The organism is Phocaeicola acetigenes, from assembly GCF_027529745.1.
Classification (GTDB): domain Bacteria; phylum Bacteroidota; class Bacteroidia; order Bacteroidales; family Bacteroidaceae; genus Phocaeicola; species Phocaeicola acetigenes.
In genome coordinates this window covers 151,297-175,509 of record NZ_JAPZVM010000003.1, presented here as the reverse complement: position 1 = coordinate 175,509, position 24,213 = coordinate 151,297, and the positions used below count along the sequence as shown (strand labels likewise).

26 protein-coding genes are annotated in these 24,213 nt (G+C 41.5%); 16 read left to right on the top strand and 10 right to left on the bottom strand.

The window, feature by feature from the left end; translation table 11 throughout:
- The first annotated feature begins 27 nt into the window (after positions 1–27).
- On the top strand, positions 28–759 hold the full coding sequence (locus O6P32_RS05325; RefSeq protein WP_269877207.1) for a class I SAM-dependent methyltransferase: 732 nt from the start codon (positions 28–30) through the stop codon (positions 757–759).
- Positions 760–875: 116 nt separating this feature from the next.
- Here O6P32_RS05325 and O6P32_RS05320 read toward each other — a convergent pair whose 3' ends face one another.
- Positions 876–1,658 carry a Cof-type HAD-IIB family hydrolase gene (locus O6P32_RS05320; protein ID WP_269877205.1) on the bottom strand — a complete coding sequence of 261 codons (783 nt, stop codon included), beginning with the start codon at positions 1,656–1,658 and terminating at the stop codon, positions 876–878.
- Positions 1,659–1,834: 176 nt separating this feature from the next.
- On the opposite strand from O6P32_RS05320, the gene proB reads away from it, so the two are divergent.
- The gene (gene proB, locus O6P32_RS05315) at positions 1,835–2,923 is read left to right on the top strand and encodes a glutamate 5-kinase (protein WP_269877204.1); all 1,089 of its coding nucleotides are present in this window, start codon (positions 1,835–1,837) and stop codon (positions 2,921–2,923) included.
- Between the two features lie 57 nt (positions 2,924–2,980).
- On the opposite strand, the gene O6P32_RS05310 is transcribed toward proB, so the two are convergent.
- Entirely contained in the window at positions 2,981–3,373 is a 393-nt protein-coding gene (locus O6P32_RS05310) for a hypothetical protein (RefSeq protein WP_332909934.1), read from the bottom strand.
- Between the two features lie 90 nt (positions 3,374–3,463).
- Between O6P32_RS05310 and O6P32_RS05305 the strand changes: the two genes are divergently transcribed.
- Together O6P32_RS05305 and O6P32_RS05300 are read left to right on the top strand one after the other, a co-directional pair.
- The gene (locus O6P32_RS05305; protein WP_178266060.1) at positions 3,464–4,021 is read left to right on the top strand and encodes a helix-turn-helix domain-containing protein; all 558 of its coding nucleotides are present in this window, start codon (positions 3,464–3,466) and stop codon (positions 4,019–4,021) included.
- An 18-nt stretch (positions 4,022–4,039) separates the two neighbouring features.
- A complete protein-coding gene (locus O6P32_RS05300; protein ID WP_269877201.1) occupies positions 4,040–5,695 on the top strand; it encodes an AMP-binding protein in 1,656 nt (551 codons plus the stop codon).
- Between the two features lie 749 nt (positions 5,696–6,444).
- Here the strand turns inward: O6P32_RS05300 and O6P32_RS05295 are convergent.
- Positions 6,445–6,621: a DUF4250 domain-containing protein gene (locus O6P32_RS05295; RefSeq protein ID WP_178266063.1), complete on the bottom strand. Its 177-nt coding sequence runs from the start codon at positions 6,619–6,621 to the stop codon at positions 6,445–6,447.
- Positions 6,622–6,779: 158 nt separating this feature from the next.
- Here O6P32_RS05295 and O6P32_RS05290 point away from each other — a divergent pair, with 158 nt between their 5' ends.
- From O6P32_RS05290 to O6P32_RS05265, 6 genes are all read left to right on the top strand, one after another.
- Complete coding sequence (locus tag O6P32_RS05290; protein WP_178266064.1) at positions 6,780–7,223, top strand: PepSY-like domain-containing protein; 444 nt, start codon at positions 6,780–6,782, stop codon at positions 7,221–7,223.
- Between the two features lie 258 nt (positions 7,224–7,481).
- The gene (locus O6P32_RS05285) at positions 7,482–8,081 is read left to right on the top strand and encodes a nitroreductase family protein (RefSeq protein ID WP_269877200.1); all 600 of its coding nucleotides are present in this window, start codon (positions 7,482–7,484) and stop codon (positions 8,079–8,081) included.
- Between the two features lie 135 nt (positions 8,082–8,216).
- A complete protein-coding gene (gene purB, locus O6P32_RS05280) occupies positions 8,217–9,563 on the top strand; it encodes an adenylosuccinate lyase (protein WP_178266066.1) in 1,347 nt (448 codons plus the stop codon).
- Positions 9,564–9,612: 49 nt separating this feature from the next.
- Positions 9,613–10,932, top strand: a complete 1,320-nt coding sequence (locus O6P32_RS05275; protein WP_269877199.1) for a pseudouridine synthase — start codon at positions 9,613–9,615, stop codon at positions 10,930–10,932.
- 150 nt (positions 10,933–11,082) lie between these two features.
- A complete protein-coding gene (gene asnS, locus O6P32_RS05270) occupies positions 11,083–12,486 on the top strand; it encodes an asparagine--tRNA ligase (RefSeq protein WP_269877198.1) in 1,404 nt (467 codons plus the stop codon).
- A gap of 238 nt (positions 12,487–12,724) precedes the next feature.
- Positions 12,725–13,219 carry a DUF4488 domain-containing protein gene (locus O6P32_RS05265; protein WP_178266381.1) on the top strand — a complete coding sequence of 165 codons (495 nt, stop codon included), beginning with the start codon at positions 12,725–12,727 and terminating at the stop codon, positions 13,217–13,219.
- A 75-nt stretch (positions 13,220–13,294) separates the two neighbouring features.
- On the opposite strand, the gene O6P32_RS05260 is transcribed toward O6P32_RS05265, so the two are convergent.
- Positions 13,295–13,495 (bottom strand): PLD nuclease N-terminal domain-containing protein, encoded by a 201-nt coding sequence (locus O6P32_RS05260; protein ID WP_269877197.1) that lies wholly within the window; start codon positions 13,493–13,495, stop codon positions 13,295–13,297.
- Positions 13,496–13,952: 457 nt separating this feature from the next.
- On the opposite strand from O6P32_RS05260, the gene rplM reads away from it, so the two are divergent.
- From rplM to tsf, 4 genes are all read left to right on the top strand, one after another.
- On the top strand, positions 13,953–14,414 hold the full coding sequence (gene rplM / locus O6P32_RS05255) for a 50S ribosomal protein L13 (RefSeq protein ID WP_154043086.1): 462 nt from the start codon (positions 13,953–13,955) through the stop codon (positions 14,412–14,414).
- A gap of 6 nt (positions 14,415–14,420) precedes the next feature.
- Entirely contained in the window at positions 14,421–14,807 is a 387-nt protein-coding gene (gene rpsI / locus O6P32_RS05250) for a 30S ribosomal protein S9 (protein WP_178266383.1), read from the top strand.
- Positions 14,808–15,026: 219 nt separating this feature from the next.
- Positions 15,027–15,863, top strand: coding sequence for a 30S ribosomal protein S2 (rpsB, locus tag O6P32_RS05245; RefSeq protein ID WP_178266384.1), 837 nt, complete (start codon positions 15,027–15,029; stop codon positions 15,861–15,863).
- 127 nt (positions 15,864–15,990) lie between these two features.
- Positions 15,991–16,983 carry a translation elongation factor Ts gene (tsf, locus tag O6P32_RS05240; protein WP_269877195.1) on the top strand — a complete coding sequence of 331 codons (993 nt, stop codon included), beginning with the start codon at positions 15,991–15,993 and terminating at the stop codon, positions 16,981–16,983.
- Positions 16,984–17,306: 323 nt separating this feature from the next.
- On the opposite strand, the gene O6P32_RS05235 is transcribed toward tsf, so the two are convergent.
- The 3 genes from O6P32_RS05235 to O6P32_RS05225 all read right to left on the bottom strand — a co-directional run bounded on the left by O6P32_RS05235 (position 17,307) and on the right by O6P32_RS05225 (position 19,160).
- Positions 17,307–18,269 carry a lytic transglycosylase domain-containing protein gene (locus O6P32_RS05235; RefSeq protein WP_269877194.1) on the bottom strand — a complete coding sequence of 321 codons (963 nt, stop codon included), beginning with the start codon at positions 18,267–18,269 and terminating at the stop codon, positions 17,307–17,309.
- A gap of 193 nt (positions 18,270–18,462) precedes the next feature.
- Entirely contained in the window at positions 18,463–18,933 is a 471-nt protein-coding gene (locus O6P32_RS05230; protein WP_178266387.1) for an amidohydrolase family protein, read from the bottom strand.
- Positions 18,930–19,160 carry a DUF2007-related protein gene (locus tag O6P32_RS05225; RefSeq protein ID WP_178266388.1) on the bottom strand — a complete coding sequence of 77 codons (231 nt, stop codon included), beginning with the start codon at positions 19,158–19,160 and terminating at the stop codon, positions 18,930–18,932. The genes O6P32_RS05230 and O6P32_RS05225 overlap by 4 nt, the downstream gene beginning before the upstream one ends.
- Before the next feature lie 161 nt (positions 19,161–19,321).
- On the opposite strand from O6P32_RS05225, the gene O6P32_RS05220 reads away from it, so the two are divergent.
- Positions 19,322–20,566: a glutamate-5-semialdehyde dehydrogenase gene (locus O6P32_RS05220; protein ID WP_269877192.1), complete on the top strand. Its 1,245-nt coding sequence runs from the start codon at positions 19,322–19,324 to the stop codon at positions 20,564–20,566.
- Between the two features lie 90 nt (positions 20,567–20,656).
- The gene (locus tag O6P32_RS05215) at positions 20,657–21,619 is read left to right on the top strand and encodes a Rossmann-fold NAD(P)-binding domain-containing protein (protein ID WP_178266390.1); all 963 of its coding nucleotides are present in this window, start codon (positions 20,657–20,659) and stop codon (positions 21,617–21,619) included.
- A 318-nt stretch (positions 21,620–21,937) separates the two neighbouring features.
- Here the strand turns inward: O6P32_RS05215 and O6P32_RS05210 are convergent, their stop codons facing one another.
- Genes O6P32_RS05210 through O6P32_RS05200 form a run of 3 tightly spaced genes read right to left on the bottom strand, consistent with a single transcriptional unit; the run spans position 21,938 to position 24,168 of the window.
- The gene (locus O6P32_RS05210) at positions 21,938–22,336 is read right to left on the bottom strand and encodes a rhodanese-like domain-containing protein (protein ID WP_178266391.1); all 399 of its coding nucleotides are present in this window, start codon (positions 22,334–22,336) and stop codon (positions 21,938–21,940) included.
- 33 nt (positions 22,337–22,369) lie between these two features.
- On the bottom strand, positions 22,370–23,017 hold the full coding sequence (locus O6P32_RS05205) for a NigD1/NigD2 family lipoprotein (protein ID WP_269877190.1): 648 nt from the start codon (positions 23,015–23,017) through the stop codon (positions 22,370–22,372).
- Positions 23,014–24,168, bottom strand: a complete 1,155-nt coding sequence (locus tag O6P32_RS05200) for an acyltransferase (RefSeq protein WP_269877188.1) — start codon at positions 24,166–24,168, stop codon at positions 23,014–23,016. The genes O6P32_RS05205 and O6P32_RS05200 overlap by 4 nt, the downstream gene beginning before the upstream one ends.
- Positions 24,169–24,213: the final 45 nt, after the last annotated feature.

Below are 24,213 nucleotides of genomic sequence, written 5' to 3'. Positions count from 1 at the left end.
ATGAAAGATTAATCAGATTCAAGATATATGAAAACAAGTTGTTTGTCAGAAGAAAAAGATCCGATGGGAGCTGCTATATCCGATTATTTTCATTTGGGTAAGGCGGGCCGTCTGAAAGTATTTTCATCACAGTTTGAGGAGGATGATTTTCCGGTAGAGAATTTATTCCGTACGTATGATGAAATGCCGGAATTGGAACAGGTTGCTTTGCAGATGGCAGAAGGGCGTATTCTGGATGTGGGTGCTGGTAGCGGCTGTCATTCTCTCGTATTAAAAGAAAAGGGAAAAGAAGTTTTGCCTATTGATATTTCTTCTTTATCAGTAAAGGTAATGCAGGAAAGAGGATTGGAGAATGCGCGTCAGATTAATTTCTTTGATGAACATTTTACCGATCGCTTTGATACGATTCTGTTGCTGATGAATGGTTCGGGAATTGTCGGAAAGATTGAAAACTTACCGGCGTTTTTCTTACGTGTGAAGCAATTGCTCAATCCGGGTGGATGTGTACTGATGGATTCGAGCGACTTGCGTTATTTGTTCGAAGAAGAAGACGGCAGTTTTGTGATTGACCTTGCGGCTTCCTACTATGGGGAGATTGATTTTTGTATGCATTATAAGAAGATAAAAGGAGAGACATTCGACTGGCTTTATATTGATTTTGAAACCTTGAGTCTGTATGCATCGCAGTATGGATTCAATGTAGAAAAAGTTCAGGAAGGTGAGCATTATAATTATTTGGCTAAGTTGATCTTGCGATAATGCTTATACCGTCTGGTAAGTTATAATATACAAAAGAGCTCACTTGGATAAAACCGGCTAATAGGGAATCCAAGTGAGCTCTTTATTTGTATTTGTTAGGTTGCTTTATACTGCAATCAGATGACTCCGAAATGTTTCAATGCATGCGTAATTCCGTCTTCGTCTACAGAGGTAGTTACGTAATCGGCTGAAGCCTGCACTTCTGGTGCTGCATTACCCATTGCCACTCCGATCTTTACATGGCGAAGCATTGGAATGTCGTTTCCTCCGTCGCCAAAAGCCATAGTTTCTTCTAAATTGATACCGTAATGTTCCAGCACCTTGTCGATACCCATACTTTTGCTGTTCCCGCTTGCGATGATGTCTGTAAAGAGTGGATTCCAACGCATAGGTTCGCATCCCAATAGCACGTGGTCGAATATCTCTTTTTCCTGCTCCTTATTGAAGTATCCCATAATCTGAAGTACATCTTCCTGTAGGGCGTGTTCTATGGGTTCAACCGGAGGAGTATCAATCTCAATCAGGCGTGCTACCTCTTCTACCGATGCATCGATGGAGGTGATAAACCAACGGTCGCCAGAGGCAAAAACAAAAGGTATCTCCGGATGAGCATGGTGGTAGTTTACCAGACGCTCGATATCTTCTCTTGAGATGCCTTTCTTGAATATATCCTCATGACTGGATGTGAAACAGTGTGCTCCGTTCAGTGTGATGTATCCGTCGAATTCAATATCTCCTACAGCGTCCATCATCAACATTTTAGGACGTCCGGTAGCAATGAATACTTTAATACCTTGTTGGCGTAATTGCTGTAAGGTCTGTCGGGTACTTTCGGGGATGGTGTGAGTCTTGAATGACACCAAAGTTCCGTCTATATCAAAGAAAATAGCTTTAACCATGTGCTCTATATATAATAATGTGTACAAAGGTACGAATAAACTGAATGAATGTGCTTGATATGTATCAAAAAGTCGTCTTTGTTGCATTTCTGTGATGAGGACGTATGTGATAAGCCGGAATATTTTATATTTGTGGGTGACTATTCACAATTTTACAGGTAAAAAGATCACGAATTATGGCATATCACTTTACAAAAGTTGCAATAAAAATAGGCAGTAATGTACTGACCCGTAAAGACGGCACATTGGATATTACCCGTATGTCGGGACTTGTAGACCAAATGGCTGAACTTCACCGTGCGGGTGTAGAACTTGTGCTGATTTCTTCCGGAGCAGTTGCTTCCGGTCGCAGTGAACTGAAGGTTTCCCGTAAACTCGATTGCGTGGAGCAGCGTCAGTTGTATTCGGCAGTTGGGCAGGCTAAGCTTATAAACCGTTATTATGAATTGTTTCGTGAACATGGTATTACGGTAGGACAGGTGCTTACTACAAAAGAAAGCTTCGGAACCCGTCGTCATTACCTCAACCAGCGCAATTGCATGCGTGTGATGTTGGAGAATGGAGTAATCCCCATTGTCAACGAGAACGATACGATATCTGTCACTGAACTGATGTTTACAGACAATGATGAACTTTCCGGTCTGATAGCCTCTATGATGGGAGTGCAGGCTCTGATTATCCTAAGTAATGTAGATGGAGTTTACAATGGGCCGCTTTCCAGTCCGGATACAACCGTAATTCGTACCGTAGAACCGGATAAAGATTTGTCCGATTATATACAGACCGAGAAGTCGGGATTTGGAAGAGGAGGCATGCTTACTAAATCCACTATAGCCCGAAAGGTAGCCGCAGAAGGTATTACAGTAATGATAGCAAACGGAAAGAAAGACCATATTCTGACCGATTTGCTGCAGAATCCGGAAGAAGTTGTATGCACCCGTTTTCTGCCAGCAGCAGAAAGCGTTTCAAGCCTGAAAAAATGGATTGCCCATAGCGAAGGATTTACTAAAGGAGAGATTCATTTAAGTAAGCAGGCGGTAGAGGCAGTAAAGGGAGAAAAAGCTGTCAGTATTCTTCCGGTGGGAGTAACAAGTATAAAAGGTGATTTTGAAAAAGACGATTTGGTTTCCGTGATGGATGAAAAAGGCGAACAAATCGGCTTGGGAAGAATCTCCATCGATGCGGAGCAGGCTTTGCAGATGATAGGTAAGCACGGCCAGAAGCCGCTGGTGCATTACGACTATCTGTATTTGGAGTCATTTTAAAGCAATGTAAAACGTTATTCGGATAGCCGATGCCTGGAAGTGAAGCGGAGCGGAGGCTTATCGGGGAATCTTCAAGAGATTGATAAGCAATTGCCGTTGCAGAGAATAAGTTGTTCCGTGTGTCTGTACATATTCCAAAAGATTTAAACCGTCTTGTTGCAGTTTGGTTTTAAGCAGCAGGTCGTCTTTGGTTTCATCGGCTATCTTCAGCATTATCATTGCAGCCAGTTCTATCTTCTCCAAGTCGGCCTGTGTATCATATAAAGAAAGAATATCTTCGGCCCTCATGGTTTGCAGTTGCATCATGTTTACCCCCAATATTTTCTGGGCTGTATCTTCATATTCACTCCATTCCTTTTGTGTTATTTTCTTTCGTTTTAGCAGCATGTTGGCAATGGCAGTGAATATTTCTTGAATAATTCGTATTAAATAGTCCTGTTTTATCATCATTTTGTTTTTTAATACGACAAAGTTCGGAATATTTTTCTTGATTTCCCGTAATCTTTCGTAATTTTGAGCGGAAAACTAAAAGATCGAACTATGGACGAACAGATAAAACAAATAGCAGAACGCATTCGTGGATTGCGGGATGCACTTGATCTGAGTGTAGAAGAAATGGCAGCCCAGTGTGGATTGGGTATTGAGCAATATCAGCTGATGGAGTCGGGGGAAGGTGATATCTCTGTAAGTATGTTGCAGCAAGTGGCCCGCCACTTTGATATTCCTCTGGATGTGCTGATGTTTGGTGAAGAACCTAAAATGAGTTCTTATTTCTTGACACGTTGGGGAACCGGAGTTTCGGTAGAGCGTACAAAGGCCTATAAATATCAGGCTTTGGCTTCGGGTTTTAAAGCCCGTAAGGCAGATCCTTTCCTGGTTACGGTAGAACCGAAGCCGGAAGATACACCGATGTTTTACAATACCCATCGCGGACAAGAGTTTAATTTGGTTATCGAAGGGCGCATGCTTTTGAGTATAAATGGAAAAGAATTGGTGTTGGAAGCGGGAGACAGTCTTTATTTCGACTCGTCTTTGCCTCATGGGATGAAAGCTCTCGATGGCAAGGCTGTTAAGTTTCTGGCCGTAGTCATGTCATAATATAATTTAAAAGAGTATATGTTAGAAAGATTTGTAGAACAAACTCATTTTACCTCTCAGGAAGATTTTATTGCACATTTTAAAATCAAGGTTCCGGAGGTCTTCAACTTCGGTTACGATGTAGTAGATGCATGGGCTGCAGAGTGTCCGGACAAAAATGCTTTGCTTTGGACAAACGATAAAGGAGAACATATTCAGTTTACCTATGCAGACCTGAAGCGCGAGACAGACCGTACTGCTTCGTATTTTCAGAGTCTGGGTATCGGACACGGCGATAAGGTGATGCTGATTCTGAAAAGACGCTATGAATTCTGGTTTTCCATTATCGCTTTGCATAAATTGGGTGCAGTGGTGATTCCGGCTACTCACTTGCTGACTAAAAAGGATATTGTGTATCGTTGTAATGCTGCCACTATCAAGATGATTGTTGCTGCCGGTGAAGATGTGATTACCCGACATATTATAGATGCCATGCCGCAATCGCCCAGTGTAGAGAAACTGGTGAGCGTAGGTCCGGAATATCCGGAAGGTTTCGAAGATTTCCATAAGGGAATAGAGCAGGCTGCTCCTTTTGTACGTCCTGCACAGGTCAATACAAACGACGATATTTCGCTGATGTATTTTACTTCGGGAACAACAGGAGAACCTAAGATGGTGGCTCACGACTTTACGTATCCGTTGGGACATATTGCAACCGGAAGTTTCTGGCACAACCTGCACGAAAACAGTTTGCATCTGACTATTGCCGATACGGGATGGGGAAAAGCCGTATGGGGAAAACTTTATGGACAGATGATTGCCGGTGCGAATATCTTTGTGTACGATCATGAGAAATTTACTCCTGCCGATATCTTGCAGAAGATTCAGGATTATCATATCACATCTCTGTGTGCGCCTCCTACTATCTATCGTTTTCTGATTCGTGAGGATATTACAAAATACGATTTGTCTTCATTGGAATATTGTACTACAGCAGGTGAGGCGTTGAACTATTCTGTATACGATACATTTAAGAAGATTACCGGTATCCGCCTGATGGAAGGTTTCGGACAGACAGAAACAGCTTTGACTTTGGCCACTTTCCCGTGGATGGAACCGAAACCGGGAAGTATGGGTGTACCAAATCCGCAGTATGACATTGATTTGCTGACACCGGACGGCCGCTCGGCAGAGGACGGAGAACAAGGTCAGATTGTAGTGCGCACAGATAAGGGAAAACCATTGGGCTTGTTTAAAGAATATTATCGGGACGAAGTGCTTACCCGTGAAGCTTGGCACGATGGTATTTATTATACAGGTGACGTGGCTTGGCGTGATGAAGACGGATATTACTGGTTTGTCGGTCGTGCAGACGATGTAATCAAGAGTTCTGGATACCGTATCGGCCCGTTCGAAGTAGAAAGTGCCTTGATGACTCATCCGGCTGTGGTAGAATGTGCTATCACTGGAGTTCCCGATGAAATACGTGGACAGGTGGTAAAGGCTACTATCGTATTGGCAAAAGATTATAAGGAACGTGCTGGGGCTGAACTTGTGAAGGAATTGCAAGATCATGTAAAACGTGTAACAGCTCCGTATAAATATCCTCGTGTGATTGAATTTGTAGACGAATTGCCTAAGACAATCAGTGGAAAGATTCGCCGTGTAGAAATACGTGCGAAGGATAATCAGTAAGTGTTTGTTGGCTTTATATGAGAGAGGGGTTGCCGGTCGGTGTAATGACGGCGATTCCTCTTTTTTTTTGTTTTCTGCTGATTAGGGGTAAAAATTACAAATTGTCAATGTTGTGCGAAGGGAAAAGCTGGAGAAATAGAAATTTCAAAATGTCAAATCAGAGGCTTGTATATGGCGTTATTTGTCCTCGGATGAGAGGCTGGTGAAAAAGAAGGGCGTTTTTGGAAGTTGGTGAAATTGAAAAAAGATAGCTTCGCTCGTATTTTTGTGTTTTCATGTAGGAAAATAGGGGGATATTCTTTTTATATGATGGCAACTGGGGCAAAAACAAACATTGTGTTAAATTGAAATTGTATAGATTGCAGGCTGGGTTTGTGATATGAATTGTTAATAAAGGTATAAAAAGTGGGGTGCTGAAGGGGGATTTTATGCGACTGATCGCGTGAGCGTACGCGACGGGTCACGTTGCCCGACGATACAAGTCGCGTTACCCAACGATACAAGAAGAAAAACCTTGTGATACCAGTTTTTTTTCAATTAGGAAACCGTATGAGAAATATGTTGAATAGCATGAATTTAAGAGAACTTTTCGTAAAGAAAAGCATCCTTTCCCCTCAGGAAGGAGATTTTTGCTCAAAGTGTCGGTTAGCGGAAAAAACGAAATCGGGAAAATATGATATAAAGAAAGGCTTTTCAATAACACTTTGAAAAGCCGGTACTCCACATTTGTCTTGCAAAAAAAGGAAAGATTACCAGAATTTATTCATTTCTGCATTGTATTCAAATCCGGCCTCTTTCAATTGATTTACAATTTCTTCTTTGCTGACATTTAAATCTTCACACAACGCGTCGAGTGAAGGGTAGAAGTCGCGTAGCTTCATGTTGATGAGGCTGAACAGCATCATCGGATCTTTGGGTAATTCCATATTCTTTGTACCTTTTTATTGAAAACCGTGCAAAAGTAGCAAATTTATTTTTGATGAGGATGAGAAAAAGTAGATTATTCCTATTTCTTTTCAGAATTGGTGCTTTAGTTTGCAGTATGAAAAATAAAACGAGTATTAATTTAAAAATGAAAAGCGATATGAAAAAGTTTATGTTTTTACTGATGTGTGTGTTGACAATGCAAGTAGCTATGGCAGATAATGACAAGCCGATTACTTTTGAGCAACTGCCCCAGACTGCTCAGCAGTTTGTAAAACAGAATTTCCCGGATTTGAAAATTGCTTTTGTCAAGATGGAAAAAGATTGGTTCGATACCGAATATAGCGTGATGTTCCTGAATGGCGATAAAATTGATTTCCAAAAAGATGGTCAGTGGAAAGAAATTAAATGCCGCCGTAGCACAGTGCCTATGCAGGTTGTGCCGGCTCAAATCCGTAATCATGTAAAAACCAATTATCCGGATGCAAATGTATTGTCCATTGAAAAAGACCGCTACGAATACGAAGTAAGACTCTCGAATTTCTGGGAGCTGAAGTTTGACTTGAAGTACAACTTGATTGACATGGATCATGAAAATGACTAAATAGGATGCCGTTGGCTTCTGATGCTACCTCTAATTGATAGATTCACCCCTGTTGATATCTGATATAGTTATTAACAGGGGTGTGCTTTTTTGTTGATAAGTAGAGTGGATAAATCGGTTGATAACTTTATAAGTATCAGATAAACAATGGATTTTTAGTTATTAACAGGTTTGTGCTACTTGTTAATAACTTGTGGATAAATGGATAATTGGAGTATTATGCGTATATTTACATTCCATTGAGTAAAATATACGACTATGAAAAAGAATATTCTTATGTTTGCTGCTGCGGCGGCTTTGTGTCTGGTGGTTTCCTGCCAGTCTGAACAGAAAAATCAGGAGTCTCAACCGGTGGATGCTTTACAAACCATAGCACAGCGTACCAGTGTGCGTAAATATGTGCAGGGAAAGGCGGTAGAGCAGGAAAAGGTGGATAAAATATTGCGTGCGGCAATGGCTGCACCCAGCGGAATGGATCGCCGGCCTTGGGAGTTTGTGGTGGTGAACGACCGTGCTTTGCTGGATTCTCTGGCAGCTTCTTTATCGAATGCCAAGATGCTGGCTACCGCTCCGATGGCTATTGTGGTAGCGGCTGATACAACCAAGTCGGAATATTGGTATCTGGACTGCTCTGCAGCAGCTCAGAATATTCTTCTTTCTGCTAAGGCTCTGGGCTTGGGAACTGTATGGACAGCGGCTTATCCTTATCAGGACAGAATGGGAATTGTGAAAAAATACCTGCAGTTGCCTGAGCAAATCAGTCCGTTGTGCGTCATACCGGTAGGCTATCCCGACGGCTCTTTTACTCCTAAGGATAAGTGGGATGAAACTCGGGTTCATTACAACAAATGGAAATAATTGTAAAATAAATACTAAAGTTTTCTGTATTAGAGCTGTTAACTCGGGAAAAAGCATTATTTTTGCAACCTCATAGACTGCAAATGAAAGGCAGTTTTGTATACCGAATTTTAATTTGTAAAGTAAAGTATTATAATGGAGCTTGATTTACTCACGGCTATATCACCTATTGATGGGCGATACAGAGGCAAAGCGGGAGCTTTGGCTGCTTATTTTTCAGAATATGCACTGATTAAATATCGTGTGCAGGTAGAAATTGAATATTTTATTACTTTATGCGAACTGCCTTTGCCGCAGTTGAAATCATTGGATCCTGCTCGCTTTGAGTCTTTGCGTGACATCTATCGTAATTTCTCGGAAGCAGATGCCGGACGTATCAAGGAGATTGAGAGTGTAACCAATCATGATGTAAAAGCGGTTGAGTATTTCATCAAGGAACAGTTTGATAAACTGGGAGGACTGGAGGCTTATAAGGAGTTTATCCACTTTGGCCTGACTTCACAGGATATCAACAATACTTCAGTGCCTTTGTCAATCAAGGATGCACTGGAAGAAGTGTATTATCCTCAAATCGAAAAACTGATTGCTCAGCTTACCGCATATGCAGAAGAATGGGCAAATATTCCGATGTTGGCTAAAACTCACGGACAGCCGGCTTCTCCGACTCGTCTGGGTAAGGAAATTATGGTTTTTGCATATCGCTTGAACCGTCAGTTGGCTGTATTGAAAGCTTGTCCTATCACCGCGAAATTTGGTGGTGCAACCGGAAACTATAACGCACATCATGTGGCTTATCCGGAATTCGACTGGAAAGCATTCGGTAATCGTTTCGTGGCTGAAAAATTGGGATTGGAACGTGAAGAATATACAACCCAGATTTCCAACTACGACAACTTGGGAGCAATCTTCGATGCAATGAAGCGTATCAATACCATTATGATTGATATGAACCGCGACTTCTGGCAATATATTTCTATGGAATACTTTAAACAGAAGATTAAAGCCGGAGAAGTAGGTTCGAGTGCAATGCCTCACAAGGTGAATCCGATTGACTTTGAAAATGCAGAAGGAAACTTGGGTATGGCTAATGCAATCTTTGAACACTTGTCAAGCAAGTTGCCGGTATCTCGTTTGCAGCGCGACCTGACAGACTCTACAGTATTGAGAAACATCGGTGTGCCGTTCGGACATACTATCATTGCTATTCAGAGTTCTTTGAAAGGATTGGGCAAACTGCTGCTGAACGAGCATAAGATTTATGAAGATCTGGATAACTGCTGGAGTGTAGTAGCCGAAGCTATACAGACTATTTTGCGCCGTGAGGCTTATCCTCATCCTTATGAAGCACTGAAAGCGCTGACTCGTACTAATCAGGCTATCAATGAAGCTTCAATTAAAGATTTTATTGAAACACTGGAAGTGAGCGAGGATGTGAAGAAAGAATTACGTGCAATTACTCCTCATAACTATACAGGTATGTAAAAAAACAGCCCGAGAGGGTTTAATATTAATTATATAAGAAAAAGAAATTATGATGCCAGAAAGAGAAAACAGACAAGACGGAGGTGAAAACACCCAGTATAACCGTGATGGTTACAAGTCTTACAACAGAGAAGGATATAACAAATACAACAGAAGTGAAGGTGGAAACAGCTATGGCCGCCGTTCTTATGGTGCGAATCGTGAGAATGGAGATCGTCCTTATCGCTCTTCTTATAATCCTCGCTTCAATAATAATAATGAGGACCGTCCGCAGCGTTCTTACGGTAACAATCGTCCGCAGCGCTCTTACGGAAATCGTCCGGCTTATGGTAATAATGAAAACGGTGAGCGTTCTTCTTATAATCCGCGCTTTAACAATGGTAACCGTCCGCAGCGTTCTTATAATCCACGCTTTAATAATAATGAAGGAGGTGACCAGGCACAGCGTGCTTATCGTCCGCGTTTTAACAATGGTGGCGAACAGCAGGGTTATGGAAACCGTCAGCCGCGTCCGCGCTTTGCTCCCGGACAGCAGGGAGGATATGGTCGTCAGCAGGGTAATTTCCGCCCACGTACTGCCGATTACAATCCGAATGCAAAATATAGCATGAAGAAACAGATTGAGTACAAGGATATTCTGACTGATCCGAACGAACCGATCCGTTTGAATAAATTTTTGGCTAATGCTGGTATTTGCTCTCGTCGTGAGGCGGACGAATTCATTACAGCAGGAGTTGTTTCTGTAAATGGAGTGGTAGTTACAGAATTGGGTACTAAGATTAAACGTACGGATGAGGTGAAGTTCCACGACCAGCCGGTAAGCGTAGAGCGTAAGGTGTATGTGTTGCTGAACAAACCGAAAGACTGCGTAACTACTTCGGATGACCCACAGGAACGTAAGACTGTAATGGATTTTGTGAAGGGTGCCTGCAAGGAACGTATCTATCCGGTAGGTCGTCTGGACCGTAATACAACTGGTGTGCTGTTGCTGACAAACGATGGTGATCTGGCTTCTAAACTGACTCATCCTAAATATCTGAAGAAGAAAATCTATCATGTATACTGTGATAAGAATGTAACAAAGGCTGATTTGGATCAGATTGTGCAGGGTATCACACTGGATGATGGAGAAATTCATGCAGATGCTATCAGTTATGCTTCTGATACGGACAAGTCTCAGGTGGGTATCGAAATCCATTCAGGAAAGAACCGTATCGTGCGCCGTATCTTTGAATCGCTCGGTTATCGCGTCATTAAACTGGACCGCGTATATTTTGCCGGACTTACTAAGAAGGGCTTGCGCCGTGGCGATTGGCGTTATCTGACAGAGCAGGAAGTGAACATGCTTCGTATGGGATCTTTTGAATAATTATTAATATATGAAATGATTTCACTATATTGAAAAACGGTAACGAAGAGTCTGTAGATCATTGGTTGGTTTTGCAGATTCTTCGTTGGCGTTCGTAACGATGAGGATTGTAGTGGAGTTGTTTTATTTCAATCATTAAATAACAGACAAATGGAAACAATTCGTAGAACAAAAATTGTAGACCTTTTGAAATGCCGTGATTTCGGTGCAATGGTCAATGTGAAAGGTTGGGTGCGTACTCGTCGTGGTAGCAAACAGGTAAACTTTATCGCGCTGAATGATGGTTCTACTATAAATAATGTACAGGTGGTAGTAGATTTGGCTAACTTTGATGAAGATATGCTGAAACAGATTACAACCGGTGCATGTATCAGTGTAAACGGTGAATTGGTAGAATCGGTAGGTGCCGGACAGGCTGCCGAAATTCAGGCTCGTGAGATCGAAGTGCTGGGCGTTTGTGATAATACTTATCCACTTCAGAAAAAAGGACACTCTATGGAGTTCCTTCGTGAAATCGCTCACTTGCGTCCTCGTACCAATACTTTTGGAGCTGTGTTCCGTATCCGTCACAATATGGCGATTGCTATTCACAAGTTCTTCCACGAACGCGGATTCTTCTATTTTCATACTCCGCTGATTACAGCATCCGACTGTGAAGGTGCAGGACAGATGTTCCAGGTTACTACCATGAACTTGTATGATTTGAAGAAAGATGAAAACGGTTCTATCATTTACGACAACGACTTCTTCGGCAAACAGGCAAGTTTGACTGTATCTGGACAGCTTGAAGGTGAGTTGGCTGCTACTGCATTGGGCGCTATCTATACATTTGGCCCTACATTCCGTGCAGAAAACTCGAATACACCGCGTCACTTGGCTGAGTTCTGGATGATTGAACCGGAAGTGGCTTTCAATGATATCAATGATAACATGGATTTGGCTGAGGAATTTATCAAATATTGTGTGCAGTGGGCACTCGACAACTGCTACGATGATGTGAAGTTCCTGAATGATATGTTTGATAAAGGCTTGATTGAGCGTTTGCAGGGTGTGTTGAAAGAATCATTCGTACGCTTGCCTTATACAGAAGGTATCAAGATTTTGGAAGAGGCTGTTGCGAAAGGACATAAGTTTGAATTCCCGGTATATTGGGGTGTAGACTTGGCTTCGGAACACGAACGTTATTTGGTGGAAGAACACTTTAAACGTCCGGTTATTCTGACTGATTATCCGAAGGAAATCAAGGCATTCTATATGAAGCAGAACGAAGATGGTAAGACTGTCCGTGCAATGGATGTTTTGTTTCCGAAAATCGGTGAAATCATTGGTGGATCTGAACGTGAAGCTGATTATGACAAACTGCTGACTCGTATTCAGGAATTGAATATCCCAATGAAAGATATGTGGTGGTATCTGGATACTCGTAAGTACGGTTCATGTCCTCATTCTGGATTCGGACTTGGATTTGAACGTTTGTTGCTCTTCGTAACAGGTATGGCTAATATTCGTGATGTAATACCATTCCCACGTACTCCACGTAACGCAGAATTCTAATAATCGTTTTTTTTGAATAAACTGTTAGGGCGTCTTGTTGGCTGAAAGGCCGGTAAGACGCCTTTTATATTTTCTGGATGAGAAAACAGAAGGCTGTACGGGAAAAAGAGGATTGGGTATATGTTGAAAAGAGAAATGAATTTATTGCTAATAATTTAATGAAAAACAGCGTATTTTAAAATGTTTTTGTTATATTTGTGTGTGCTCCGTTAGCAGATGAACTCTAATACATATAATTATGAAAATCCGTTATTTCTTATCATTGATGGTAGCTATGCTGCTGGGTACAATGAGTACGGTAGTAGCACAGGATATTGAGGAAAAAGTGCCGGTAACACTGAATGGTGTTTGGCAAATGTGTTTTTATCGTTCAAGTTCGCCCGATATACCAGGTGAATTAAAAACAAGTAATTCTCTTAAGATTCTTTCCGACGACGGACGTTTCTGTAATTTGGTGATGATGCCGCAGGGGGCTATTATAATAGGTTATGGCACTTATAAGGTAGAATCGCCTGAAGTGTATTCTGAAACAATTGAAAAGAATATTCATCTTCCTCAATTGGATGGAAAAAAGAATGAGCTTCACTTTAAATTAGAGGATAATGGAAATTTGATGTATATAAAATATTTCCTGGCTCAAGATAAGGATGGGAATCAGGTGGATTCATGGTGCTATGAAATATGGAAGCGGGTAGAAATGCCGGAAGAATATCCGGAGAACATTATCCGTTGATAAAATAAGCAAAGAGCGAAGTACAAAAGTCTTGGGAATGTACTTCGCTCTTTTTATGCTGGAAAGGAGGATAGGTTATGCATGAGATGGATTGTCCCGTGGAGCTAATAAATAATAGATGGCTGCTCCTATGATTTGAAAAAGCAGGATTATTGCAATCCATAGCGCTTTGGCACCATTACTCAGTTTCGTATTCTTCATGATGTCAAGGATGGCAATGATGAGGACTGCCAGAAACAAGAATAAGATAAGTATAAAAATACTGTAATTTGGCATGGTGAAATATTTTAAGGTTTGTTTGTATCTGCGGTGTATTTAAAATTGCAATTGCATTTATAAGAATGGTGTGATGGAATGACCTTGTATTAAGATAAAGCACAGATGTAACAAACATATCTGTTAAATTATCTTTGTAGCAAGATAAGGAAAAAAAGTGAAATATGCAATTTGAAATGAGATATTTTAGATTGGTACATAGGGAGGAGCGCCTTTAGGAAAGAAGAGTGTCTGCAATCTGTGCTGAAATTGTGTATTCGTTAAAACTCAATCATTTGCAGAAAGAAAAAAATATATAAAATCTTTGAGGGTTCAAGGAAAAGTCGTACCTTTGCAAGCCGATTATTATCAAATAGTGATAAATTTTTAATTCTGAGCATCTTGTTCTTCATTGTCCGGAAGGATGAGGTAGGAGGAAATTGTTTTTTAGTAGTAACATTTAAAAAAGAATTTAAGAGTGGATACTTTAAGTTACAAGACCATTTCTGCAAACAAGGAAACTGCAACAAAAGAATGGGTTGTAGTTGATGCTACCGATCAGGTTGTAGGCCGTCTCGGTGCTAAAGTTGCAAAGTTGTTGAGAGGTAAGTACAAACCAAACTTCACCCCTCATGTAGACTGCGGTGATAACGTAATTATCATCAATGCAGACAAAGTGAAATTTACAGGTAATAAGTGGAATGATAAAGTTTACCTGAGCTACACTGGTTATCCAGGTGGTCAGCGTGAAATCACTCCTGCTCGCTTGATGGCTAAACCGAATGGCGCTGAAAAATTGATGAAGAAAGTAGTTAAAGGTATGCTTCCTAAGAATCGTCTGGGAGCTAAGTTGCTGGGTAACTTGTATGTGTACGAAGGTGCTGAACACAAACACGAAGCTCAGACTCCGAAAGTAATTGATATTAACACACTTAAATAATAAAGAATGGAAGTAGTAAATGCATTAGGTAGACGTAAAAGCGCTATCGCACGCGTTTTCGTAAGCGAAGGTACAGGAAAGATTACTATTAACAAGAGAGACCTTGCACAGTACTTTCCATCAACTATTCTGCAGTATGTAGTAAAACAGCCGTTGAATAAACTGGAAGTGGCTGAAAAATATGATATCAAAGTAAATCTTTGCGGTGGTGGTTTCACTGGTCAGTCTCAGGCTTTGCGTTTGGCAATTGCTCGTGCACTGGTTAAAATCAACCCGGAAGATAAGAAAACTCTTCGTGCTGAAGGTTTCATGACTCGCGATCCTCGTGAAGTTGAACGTAAGAAACCAGGACGTCCTAAAGCACGTAGAAGATTCCAGTTCAGTAAACGTTAAGCTTTTGAGTTTATTAGTTTGTAAGTTGATAAGTTTGTTGCAAGTAATCGGTTTGTATACACTTATGACTAACTCAGAAAACTTAGAAACTCAAAAACTTAAATGAAAGCGTTTAGTATCTAAACCATCGGGATTTTCCTTACAAGGGTTTGTGGAGAAACTACCCGATAGTTGGTTTAATTAACAAAAAAGAAAGTAAACGATTTAAAGATTAAAACAATGTCAAGAGTAAATTTTGATACATTATTGGAGGCTGGTTGCCACTTCGGACATTTGAAGAGAAAGTGGAACCCTGCAATGGCTCCTTATATTTTCATGGAACGCAACGGTATTCACATCATCGACTTGAACAAAACCGTTGTAAAAGTAGAAGAAGCTGCTGAAGCTTTGAAACAAATCGCTAAATCAGGAAAGAAAGTCCTGTTTGTCGCTACTAAGAAACAAGCTAAACAGGTAGTAGCTGAAAAAGCTGCTTCTGTAAACATGCCTTATGTTATCGAACGCTGGCCGGGTGGTATGTTGACTAACTTCCCGACTATCCGTAAGGCTATCAAGAAAATGGCTACTATCGATAAGTTGACTAACGATGGTACTTACTCTAACTTGTCTAAGAGAGAAGTTCTGCAGATTTCTCGTCAGCGTGCTAAGTTGGAAAAGAACTTGGGTTCTATCGCTGATTTGACTCGTTTGCCATCTGCATTGTTCGTTATCGACGTATTGAAAGAAAACATCGCAGTTCGCGAAGCTAACCGTTTGGGTATTCCTGTATTTGCTATCGTTGATACAAACTCAGATCCTTCAAACGTAGATTTCGTAATCCCAGCTAACGACGACGCTACTAAGTCTGTAGAAGTTATCTTGGATGCTTGCTGCGCTGCTATGGCAGAAGGTTTGGAAGAAAGAAAAGCTGAAAAGGTAGATATGGAAGCTGCTGGTGAAAACGCACCGAAAGCTGCTAAGAAAAAAACTACCAAAGCACGCATGGATAAAGCTGAAGAAGACGCAATCAATGCTGCTAAAGCTGCCGCTTTCATCGGTAAAGACGAAGAAGCTTAATATACTTTAAGTGGAGAGTTGAGAGTTGAAAGTTGAGAGTTACTATAATAAAGCGATTCTCAACTCTCTGTTCTCAGCTCTCTTTTGCTTTAAATAGATTTATTAACTCAATAAAAAAGAAATTACTATGGCTGTAAGTATGGCTGATATCACCAAGCTTCGTAAAATGACTGGAGCTGGTATGATGGACTGTAAAAACGCTTTGACAGAATCTGAAGGCGATTTCGACAAGGCAGTAGAAATTATCCGTAAGAAAGGACAGGCTGTTGCTGCAAAACGTTCTGACCGTGAAACTTCAGAAGGTTGTGTATTGGCAAAATCAACTGGCGACTATGCTGCAATGATTGCTTTGAAGTGCGAAACTGACTTCGTTGCTAAGAATGCTGACTTCGTTGCTTTGACTCAGGCTATCCTGGATGCTGCTATCGCAAACAAATGTCAGACTTTGGATGAAGTGAAGGCTCTTCCGATGGGTAGCGGTACAGTTGCTGACGCTATTGTAGAACGTAGTGGTATCACTGGTGAAAAGACTGAATTGGATGGTTATAACTTCGTTTCAGGTGCTTGCACAGCTGTTTACAACCACATGAACAAGAACCAGCTCTGTACAATCGTTTCTTTCAACAAGGTTTGTGATGAAAAAGTTGCTCACGAAATCTGTATGCAGATTGCTGCAATGAACCCGATTGCTATCGACGAAGCAGGTGTTCCTGAATCAGTAAAAGAAGAAGAAATCAAGGTTGCTGTTGAAAAGACTAAAGCAGAACAGGTACAGAAAGCTGTAGAAGCTGCTTTGAAGAAAGCTGGTATCAACCCGGCTCACGTAGACAGCGAAGAGCACATGGAAAGCAACATGGCTAAGGGATGGATTACTGCTGAAGATGTAGCTAAAGCTAAAGAAATCAAAGAAACTGTTGCTGCAGAAAAAGCTGCTAACTTGCCTCAGGCTATGATCGAAAACATTGCTAAAGGTCGTTTGGGCAAATTCTTGAAAGAAGTTTGTCTGTTGAACCAGGAAAGCATCATGGATCCGAAGAAGACAGTTTCAGAAGTATTGAAAGCTGCTGATCCAGAATTGGCTATCATAGAATTCAAACGTTTCACTTTGCGTGCTGAATAATCTGATTTATTCTGTAAGATAAAGGAAGAGGCCATCTCAAATTCATTTTGAGATGGCCTTTGTCTTTTTATTTCAGAGGGAATAATTGGAATTTCCTTTGAGTGTGTGATTGGTCTCATCCCGATTATCTGTAGGAAGAGGCATTTATTATCATAGTTGTATGTTCATAATTTTATTCGCGAACTTCAGTCGACGACGTCGGCTGTACAATCGTCAGCGTTGATTATACAGCCAACGACGACAACTCTGCAATCGGCGACGGCGATTAAATCCTTCTACACTTATCGTAGCCCTTCTATTCTTGCCACATAATATATGCCTGATTATTCTACCACCCAGCGTTTATCGTATGGAATAATGATGCGTGGATTGTAGTGCATTCCTTCTTCATCCGGTATTCGGAGATAGTAAGCTTTGTTTCCGTGTACATGGAGTTCACTGCTTCTTAACCAGGGATTCATATTGCGGAGCAGTACGTAATTGATTCCTCTTCCTTTGGCAAAGCGTGCAAGGTTATCAATATCTTCTGTCACTTTTATTTCTCTATAAGGAATGATTGGATACAAGTCGGATGCTTTCAGGTAAAATCCAAATTGCTGTGGGTTGCTGAACATGATTTTTGCAGCAAAAATGCGATATACATAGCGAGATGTTTCCTCTACAAGCTGTAAGTCGAGTGAATTTTCTTCGAACTGCTTTTCCAGTTGCTGGGAAATGCGTCCTTGTCCGGCATTATAAGATGCTGCTACGTTTATCCAGTTGCCGAAACGCTTGTAGGCTTGTTTTAAGTATTTGCAGGCTGCCTCTGTTGATTTCTCCACATGATATCGTTCGTCCACCGTATGGGCTACCTCTAGTCCGAACTCTTTGGCTGTAGCCGGCATAAACTGCCACAGTCCTGCTGCGCCTGCTCCGGAACGTGCCAGTGGGTTTAAACTGCTCTCTATCGCCATCAGATATTTGAAATCATCAGGAATCCCATTTGCCTTTAAGATAGGCTCTACAATGGGGAAGTAGCGGTTGGCCCGTTTTATCATCTGTATGGAGGTACTATGCATATAAGTAAAGGCCAGAAGTTCTCTGTCCATCCGCTCTCTGCGATCGTATCGCGTCAGGTCGATGGTTTCATCACAGAAAACAATACTTTTTGGAACTTCTATGCAGCTATAATGATATGTATTGACAGGGGATGCCTCTTGCGCAGAAGCGCATGCCGTACTGAGAAAAGAAAAACTGCAAAGAAATAAATTGAAGATGCTTGTATGTATAAAATGGGTTATTTTCATAGTGTATGTTGTTTTATCTTTTCCGAAGGTACGCATAAACCTTGGTATCCGAAGAACTTGTTAAGGATATTTTTAAAAAAGCTCGTTTTCTTTTGGGATTTTGCAGAAAAGGACAATCCGATATATATAATAGCCTTGCGAGAGAATACTCTTACAAGGCTATTATATATATCGGATTGTTTTTACCTTACCTTTAATCTTCCAGTGCAAAACTTTTCAATATACGCTCCGGATTAGGATCGTTCTCCTGTTTATATACAATGGATACATAAAATCCGCTTCCTCCGTCACGAGCCAGCAGATAGCTGTATATACATCGGTCTGTTTCACATTTTCCCTGCAACTGTACACCGTAAAAATGCGGCAGTTCGAATGTCTTTACAGGAGTCTGTTCTGTCACTTCATCGTCGGTTGCGATGTTTTTCAACTCTGTAGCCAGTTCCGACTGTTTGATACCTTCTCCGTCCAGCATTTGAACGGTAATATAATATGTATCGTTGTATACAATATAACCTTCTTCCGAATCATCCTCTATGCTGATGTCGGACGGAGCTTTAAACGATACCCCATAAGCCTTCCATTGAGTCGGTTTTAAATCCTGTGCACTCAGCTGGAATGCGATAAAAGATAAGGCGGCAAATGCTGCAAATCCCTTTTTTCTCATACTTTTCTTTCTGCTACCACTTTTCTTGCAAATACTTCTTCTTCCTTATTAACCATTACAAGTACTTTTCCTCCTGTATTGGAATAAGGAGAAGTGACCGCAGACAATGTCTCGTCTTTGATCATGGCATCTACACCCGCTGCGTTAAGCAAGCCTTTAACCAATTCGGCTTCCCAAAGACTACCTCGGAAAACCTCTACTAATGAACCATACATCTTAGCTCCCATAGTCTGTTTGTTTTAGGTTAATAAATCAGTTTTTTACACTCTTCGTTGTATTTCAAAGATAATTAAAAAATCTGAATATCAAGATAATTTGTCGGGAAAAAGAGAAGATAACAGAAATAATGATACTTTTGTGTTCTGCTAACATGTGAAAAAGTAATAATATGAGGATTGAGGATTGGAAAGCTGTGCGTCTGGCTTCACGTACATTGGCTTTGCTGGAAGAGAAACAGATTAATGCAATATTGATGGCTGTTGCAGAAGCTATACCCCATTATATGAATCGTATTCTAGAAGCAAATGAAACCGATTTGTCCCGGATGAATCCTGATAACCCGAAGTACGACCGTCTTCGGTTGACAGAGCAGCGCTTGCTGGATATTGCGTCGGATATCAGAAATGTGGCTGCACTGCCATCGCCTTTAAATCAGGTGTTGGAGGAGAGCGTACGTCCCAACGGACTGCGATTGAAGAAAGTGTCGGTTCCTTTTGGCGTAATTGGCATAATTTACGAAGCACGTCCTAATGTTACTTTCGATGTGTTTTCCTTGTGCTTGAAAAGTGGAAGTGCCTGTGTGCTGAAAGGGGGAAGCGATGCGGCAGAATCGAATCGGGCTATTGTGGATCTCTTGCATAAGGTGCTGGCTGACTTGGGTGCAGATACCCGTTTGGTTACTTTACTTCCTCCGGGAAGGGAAGCGGCGGAAGAGTTGCTTCATGCCAACGGGTGGGTAGACTTGATTATTCCCCGTGGAAGTAGTGGACTGATAGATTATGTCCGCCAGAATGCAACGGTACCTGTCATTGAAACCGGTGCGGGTGTGTGTCATACGTATTTCGATGCATCGGGAAACCTGGAAAAAGGTATTCGTATTGTGAATAATGCCAAGACCCGGCGCGTCAGTGTATGTAATGCATTAGACTGTCTGTTGGTGCATGAATCGCGTATCAATGATTTGGCGCAGTTGTGTGCACCCTTGCAGGAAAGCAAGGTGACAATTTATGCCGATGAAGCAGCTTATGGAGCTTTATGTGGGCATTATCCTGCTTCTTTACTTGTACAGGCTTTGCCGGAGGTATATGGAACAGAGTTTCTGGATTACAAGATGGCGATAAAGACAGTAAGAAATATAGAAGAAGCTGTATCGCATATTTATGCATATGGCTCTGGACATAGTGAGTGTATTGTGACAGAAGATAAACAAGCTTCCGATTTGTTTTGCCGACAGGTTGATGCAGCTTGTGTATATGTCAATGCACCGACCTCATTTACAGACGGAGCGCAGTTTGGCCTTGGTGCTGAGATTGGAATCAGTACACAGAAGTTGCATGCTCGCGGACCGATGGGATTGAGGGAAATTACAACTTATAAATGGCTGATTGAGGGTGATGGACAAATCCGTCCGTAATATTCTTTCATTAAAAGCTGTAAAAATAACGATATATTGTATTTTTATAGTATATTTGCTGCGCTAAATTAATTAATATACATTATTCCTATGAAAACTTACACGAACGTATTTGATTTAGGAGATTTGAAGACCGCTCTGGCCGAAGCATTCGAAATAAAGAATGACCGTTATAAATATGAAACATTGGGTAAGCATCGTACTTGCTTGCTGATATTCTTTAACAACAGTTTGCGTACCCGACTTAGTACACAGAAAGCTGCCCGTAATCTGGGTATGGATGTCATTGTGCTGGATGTAAATCAGGGTGCATGGAAACTGGAAACTGAACGTGGGGTAGTGATGGATGGTGACAAGAGTGAACACTTGTTGGAGGCTATTCCGGTGATGGCTTCGTATTGCGATATTATCGGAGTACGTTCGTTTGCACAGTTTCAGAACCGTGAAGATGATTATACAGAAAAAATATTGAATCAGTTCATCCAGTATTCGGGTAAGCCGGTATTCTCTATGGAGGCAGCTACAGGACATCCTCTGCAGGCTTTTGCCGACCTGATTACCATCGAAGAATATAAGAAGAAGGAACGTCCTAAAGTTGTATTGACTTGGGCACCGCATCCGCGTGCATTGCCGCAGGCTGTACCTAACTCGTTTGCCGACTTCATGAACGAGGCTGATGTGGATTTTGTCATTACGCATCCTCATGGTTATGAGTTGGATCCGAAATTTGTGCGTGGAGCTAAGGTGGAATACGACCAGATGAAAGCTTTTGAAGGAGCTGACTTCATTTATGCCAAGAACTGGGCGTGTCCGGGAGTAACCAATCCGGAAGACTATGGTAAGATTCTGTGTAAGGATATGAGTTGGACTGTAGATGCTGCGCATATGGCAGTAACCAACAATGCGTACTTTATGCACTGTCTGCCTGTGCGCCGTAATATGATTGTGACAGACGAAGTAATCGAAGCGCCTACTTCATTGGTTATTCCGGAAGCAGCTAACCGTGAGATTTCTGCTACCGTAGTGTTGAAGCGCATGCTGGAAAATCTTTAATTGCTGATTTTATTTTGTTTCCCTGCATTCATGAGTGAAACGGGGAGTCTCTATAAAGCGAAAGTATGAACCAAGCTTAATCACAAGAGTTCATTCTTTCGCTTTTTCTGTTCTTCTGTTTGTGCCGATTCTGGTATTGCGATTCGGTCCTTTTTGTACGTTTTCTTTCTTTGGGACAGATGCGTAGAAAATAAAAAAAGACAGATTCAATCTGTCTTTGTATTTCAATATACAAGCTATAGTATGCTGCAATTGGTGTGAAGGGGAAAACTGATGATATAAAGAAATTGTACTTTCCTTATTGTATATAATATAGGGTTAGTATGCGATGTCTTTACCCAGTTCTTTCCAGTTTTCAAATCCCTTGTCCATGTTGTATACCTTAAAGCCTTTCTTGTCCAAAATGCGTGCAGCATTCCGGCTGCGTTTACCGCTACGGCAATATACGGCTACAGGACGGTCTTTTTCCAATAAATCGTCTGCGACCTCCGGAAAATTATCATCTAGTACATTGATGTTGATACTTCCGGCAAGATGTCCTTTACTGTATTCGGCTACTGTCCGTACGTCTACTACTTGTATGTCATCGTCTTGTATCAGACGTTCGAATTCATCGGCAGAAAGATTCTTGAAATTATCTTTTGCCTTGCTGTTGCATGCGATGAGTCCGAGTGCAAAAGCGCAGACGAAGAACATGAAATAGAGTGTCTTTATCATATCTGAAATAGGAAATGAACAGTTGTTAATAAATTAGTAGATAAATTCTCTTTGTGTATCTCCTTCCTCGTATGTGGAAATATGAAATACAATTTTGTCTCCTTGTTTCAGCTTTCCATCGTAAGCCCATAACGGAACAGACAAGTATACTTTACGCGTAAAAGCTTCGTAGTCGTTGTTCCGGTTGTGATAGAGTTGGAGATGAAGGGTCTGTGTACCATCTGCTTCTTTCTGTATCCCCTGGTCGATAAAATGATAACTGTGGCTTTCTTCTTTTACCTTTGCCAGCAATACCATATTCAGATACTTACCCGATAACCACATGCGTTCAATGTCTACCGGGTCGGTTTTGATATCACCGATTATCTGCTTGGCACTGACTGGAATCATTGAAAGAACCAGTTCGCTGGAATACAGTTGTACGGTCTGGTTTTCCAGAGGTTGATAAATGGATATTGTGCGGTACAGCGTATCCTTCTTCAAGCCGTCCAAACCACTTCTTGCTTGTATCCGATATTCTTCTCCATTATCGGCTACCAAACGGGTAAGCGTACCGTTTTCATCAGTTGCTGCACCGATAAACTCGGTTATCACATCGGGGTATACATACTCTTCTTCTTTGCATGCTCCAAACAGGCTCATGCAGAGAAGAAGAAAGGAAAATCGGGTCAATAACTTCATGCTTCGAGGGCTTTCTGGTGATTGATAACCGGATTAGCATACATGGTGAGCAGGCATTGACGAAGGAATGCTTCATCTTTTTCCGGCAGGTTGACCAATTCAATTCTTTGCTGCAGGTAGTTTTCGAAGTGTACTTTCTCTTCTGCTGTGTAGCGGTCTGCAAATCGGTTGGTAGCAGTCAACAGATCATGTGCCACATAATTACCCGCATATAAGCGGTAGTTACGATGTATGTGCAGGTCTATCAGTTCGGATACTTTTGTAAACACCTCTGTTTTGGGCAATCCGCGAAGAGCTTCCAATTCGCTATTGATACACGATGCTGCCTGGAAGTGGACACGTCCCTTGTATCCCATGATACCTGTCTGCATGTTGTTCAAATCGTCTTGCTTGCTCTTTTTGAAACCTTCAATATCCCGTTTCTGTTGCATTTCCTGTGCTTTCAGATAATCGCATGGGTCGTATTCGTACGATAATGCCAGCGGGACAATATTCAGTTCCTGAAGACGGTCGATGATATCACCTTCGCCACCCATAGCCAACATTTTCAATACACTGTCCTGGGTACGGTCGTTTGAGTCTTTAGCTCGTCCTTCACGCTGTGCGATCCAGATATTTTCGTGCTTTTGTGTAACCGCAAAGTGAATATAGCGCGACATACGTGCCGATGATTCGAGCATTTGGCGCATGGTCAATGCACGCTGTACGATAAAAGCTTTGTTTACGCGTACCAGTTTCTTGATCCAGTCGTAGATAAGCAGATTGTCACCGATGGCAATTTCTACGGTTGTGGGGAACTGATTGTCGAGGAGCCCGACCGAAAGAAGTCCTGAGTCGAGTACGATATCGCGGTGGTTGGATATGAATGTATAGTTCTTGGTTTTGTCTGTCAAAGCTGTACAGTCCATATCAAATCCGTCAGTACGTTTGGCAATAAGGTCGTGTAGGAATTTGTAGCAGAATGCTTTCTGAAAGTCGAGATTGGTTTTGCATTGCTGCAACTGCAGCTTGAACATCTCTATGGATACTCCCGGCATAATGAAAGCCAATACTTGCTGGAATGCAGGATCTTCTGTCAGTTCCTTGAATATTTGCGGCAGCTCTTCAGGGCTGTAAGGACGAATCTCGTCAAACTCGGCAGGTATATTCATAATAATAAATTTTACGACGTTTATACGTATTCCAAAGATACGGAT

What these genes read in the sequence shown, in the direction of transcription:
- O6P32_RS05325 (WP_269877207.1), top strand. Translation starts at nt 28, where the DNA reads ATGAAAACAAGTTGTTTGTCAGAAGAAAAAGATCCGATGGGAGCTGCT.
- O6P32_RS05320 (WP_269877205.1), bottom strand. Translation starts at nt 1,658, where the DNA reads ATGGTTAAAGCTATTTTCTTTGATATAGACGGAACTTTGGTGTCATTC.
- proB (WP_269877204.1), top strand. Translation starts at nt 1,835, where the DNA reads ATGGCATATCACTTTACAAAAGTTGCAATAAAAATAGGCAGTAATGTA.
- O6P32_RS05310 (WP_332909934.1), bottom strand. Translation starts at nt 3,373, where the DNA reads ATGATGATAAAACAGGACTATTTAATACGAATTATTCAAGAAATATTC.
- O6P32_RS05305 (WP_178266060.1), top strand. Translation starts at nt 3,464, where the DNA reads ATGGACGAACAGATAAAACAAATAGCAGAACGCATTCGTGGATTGCGG.
- O6P32_RS05300 (WP_269877201.1), top strand. Translation starts at nt 4,040, where the DNA reads ATGTTAGAAAGATTTGTAGAACAAACTCATTTTACCTCTCAGGAAGAT.
- O6P32_RS05295 (WP_178266063.1), bottom strand. Translation starts at nt 6,621, where the DNA reads ATGGAATTACCCAAAGATCCGATGATGCTGTTCAGCCTCATCAACATG.
- O6P32_RS05290 (WP_178266064.1), top strand. Translation starts at nt 6,780, where the DNA reads ATGAAAAAGTTTATGTTTTTACTGATGTGTGTGTTGACAATGCAAGTA.
- O6P32_RS05285 (WP_269877200.1), top strand. Translation starts at nt 7,482, where the DNA reads ATGAAAAAGAATATTCTTATGTTTGCTGCTGCGGCGGCTTTGTGTCTG.
- purB (WP_178266066.1), top strand. Translation starts at nt 8,217, where the DNA reads ATGGAGCTTGATTTACTCACGGCTATATCACCTATTGATGGGCGATAC.
- O6P32_RS05275 (WP_269877199.1), top strand. Translation starts at nt 9,613, where the DNA reads ATGATGCCAGAAAGAGAAAACAGACAAGACGGAGGTGAAAACACCCAG.
- asnS (WP_269877198.1), top strand. Translation starts at nt 11,083, where the DNA reads ATGGAAACAATTCGTAGAACAAAAATTGTAGACCTTTTGAAATGCCGT.
- O6P32_RS05265 (WP_178266381.1), top strand. Translation starts at nt 12,725, where the DNA reads ATGAAAATCCGTTATTTCTTATCATTGATGGTAGCTATGCTGCTGGGT.
- O6P32_RS05260 (WP_269877197.1), bottom strand. Translation starts at nt 13,495, where the DNA reads ATGCCAAATTACAGTATTTTTATACTTATCTTATTCTTGTTTCTGGCA.
- rpsI (WP_178266383.1), top strand. Translation starts at nt 14,421, where the DNA reads ATGGAAGTAGTAAATGCATTAGGTAGACGTAAAAGCGCTATCGCACGC.
- rpsB (WP_178266384.1), top strand. Translation starts at nt 15,027, where the DNA reads ATGTCAAGAGTAAATTTTGATACATTATTGGAGGCTGGTTGCCACTTC.
- tsf (WP_269877195.1), top strand. Translation starts at nt 15,991, where the DNA reads ATGGCTGTAAGTATGGCTGATATCACCAAGCTTCGTAAAATGACTGGA.
- O6P32_RS05235 (WP_269877194.1), bottom strand. Translation starts at nt 18,269, where the DNA reads ATGAAAATAACCCATTTTATACATACAAGCATCTTCAATTTATTTCTT.
- O6P32_RS05230 (WP_178266387.1), bottom strand. Translation starts at nt 18,933, where the DNA reads ATGAGAAAAAAGGGATTTGCAGCATTTGCCGCCTTATCTTTTATCGCA.
- O6P32_RS05225 (WP_178266388.1), bottom strand. Translation starts at nt 19,160, where the DNA reads ATGGGAGCTAAGATGTATGGTTCATTAGTAGAGGTTTTCCGAGGTAGT.
- O6P32_RS05220 (WP_269877192.1), top strand. Translation starts at nt 19,322, where the DNA reads ATGAGGATTGAGGATTGGAAAGCTGTGCGTCTGGCTTCACGTACATTG.
- O6P32_RS05215 (WP_178266390.1), top strand. Translation starts at nt 20,657, where the DNA reads ATGAAAACTTACACGAACGTATTTGATTTAGGAGATTTGAAGACCGCT.
- O6P32_RS05210 (WP_178266391.1), bottom strand. Translation starts at nt 22,336, where the DNA reads ATGATAAAGACACTCTATTTCATGTTCTTCGTCTGCGCTTTTGCACTC.
- O6P32_RS05205 (WP_269877190.1), bottom strand. Translation starts at nt 23,017, where the DNA reads ATGAAGTTATTGACCCGATTTTCCTTTCTTCTTCTCTGCATGAGCCTG.
- O6P32_RS05200 (WP_269877188.1), bottom strand. Translation starts at nt 24,168, where the DNA reads ATGAATATACCTGCCGAGTTTGACGAGATTCGTCCTTACAGCCCTGAA.